Annotated in this window: 1 protein-coding gene; it reads right to left on the reverse strand. The window is 37.9% G+C overall.

Going from position 1 to position 1,569, the window contains the following annotated elements; translation table 11 throughout:
- Positions 1-86 precede the first annotated feature (86 nt).
- On the reverse strand, positions 87-992 hold the full coding sequence (locus ACEW8U_RS05730; RefSeq protein ID WP_373521080.1) for an ABC transporter ATP-binding protein: 906 nt from the start codon (positions 990-992) through the stop codon (positions 87-89).
- Between the last annotated feature and the right edge of the window lie 577 nt (positions 993-1,569).

Genomic DNA, 1,569 nt, shown 5'->3' on the forward strand with positions numbered 1-1,569 from the left:
ACCAAATGCAACAAAAGTTGCCAAAATGATATTGGAATGTTTGACTTTTATTAGCTCAGCTTGTATTGCCCGTATTTGCTGTTTCATTACGAATTCTCTTTTATTGTGCGCAGGAAATACATTTCCAAATCTTCCGAATACAGATAAACCTGTTTGGGTGGCAGTCCATTTTCCGTCAAAAGTTTTGTGATGTGTTCGGGATGTTCAAGTGCTTCATTATTGGTAATTTCTATCTCATTTGGATTTTTATATACAGCAGAGTAATTTGAATTTAGCAAGTGCTGAATTGCCTTTTGATTGTCGGCTGTTTGCACCAATACTTTCTTAATGATCTGGTTTGATAACTCCCGGGTGGTTATTTCTTTTATCAGATTGCCTTCGTGTATAATCGCTATGCGATTGGCAATCTTGGATATTTCTCCAAGGATGTGGCTTGAAAGAAAAATTGTCGAACCGCTTGTTGCAAGTTCTATTAAAAGCTCCCGCACTTCCACAATTCCTTCCGGGTCCAATCCATTTATCGGTTCGTCAAGTATTAAAAGCTTCGGACTATGAATAAGTGCTTTCGCAAGTCCCAATCGTTGCTGATTCCCAAGAGACAATTCATTGGCTTTTGTGTTTCTGTATTTTGTGAGTTTTAAACTTTCAATAATACTGTTAATAGCAGTTGGATTGGTCAGTTCGCGCAGTTTGTAAATCACTTTCAGGTTTTCGTAAACCGAAAGGTTGGGATACGAGTATGATGTTTCTACCAAGTATCCGATCTTATTCCATTCGTCGAATTGTGATGTCAGTTCCTTATCGAAAAGTGCAATTGTCCCAATGTCCGGTTTTATCATCCCTAAAAGCATACGGATCAAAGTGGTTTTCCCTGCTCCGTTAAGACCCAAAAAGCCGTAAATCTCCCCTTTATTCACCTGAATGGAAATGTCCTTTGCGGCGACTGTTGGTCCGAATAGTTTTGTTAATGATTTTGTTTTAATGATCTCCATTTTTTATTTACTGTGGGTCATGTCGATTAGCACCAACGGCTGTGCAGCTTTATGGGATTCTTCAAACCTTTTACTTCAACAAGATAATGTATCATTTGAAACAAACAGCAGTGGTCTTATTACTTTTTAGCCAGAGGTTATTCCGTTTTAAAGTCGGCTAATTCCTCGCAATATTTTTTGTTTGGTATTTTCAGTGGTGGGCATCGTTTTCTTTTTGATTCATTCTCTGAAAAAGTAAAAAATATCCCAACCTAGTTGGAGAAAATAAAAATCAATGTAAATCCGCTTGATCAACGTTATCAGCGTGCAATACAACACGGATGACACAGATTTGGCTGATGATCACTGATAAAAAAAAATGTGTCTTAGGCTGGAAGAGTATTAGATATCCACCCCTAATCGAAGAAAATAAAATCAGTGTAAATCCACTTGATCAGCATCATCCCGATATTCGGGACAGGTTCAGCGTTCAATTATTTAATGATCCCCAACACCCTCAAACCCGCATAAGTCAAATCCTTTCTTGCTGCATTAAATGCCTCAATATTAGAATTATCTTTGGGTTCTAGGTTGGTGG

The organism is Aquiflexum sp. (genome assembly GCF_041751335.1).
Lineage (GTDB): Bacteria > Bacteroidota > Bacteroidia > Cytophagales > Cyclobacteriaceae > Aquiflexum.

Bases quoted from the DNA above. Each gene is read 5' to 3' on its own strand.
- ACEW8U_RS05730 (WP_373521080.1), bottom strand. From the start codon at position 992: ATGGAGATCATTAAAACAAAATCATTAACAAAACTATTCGGACCAACA.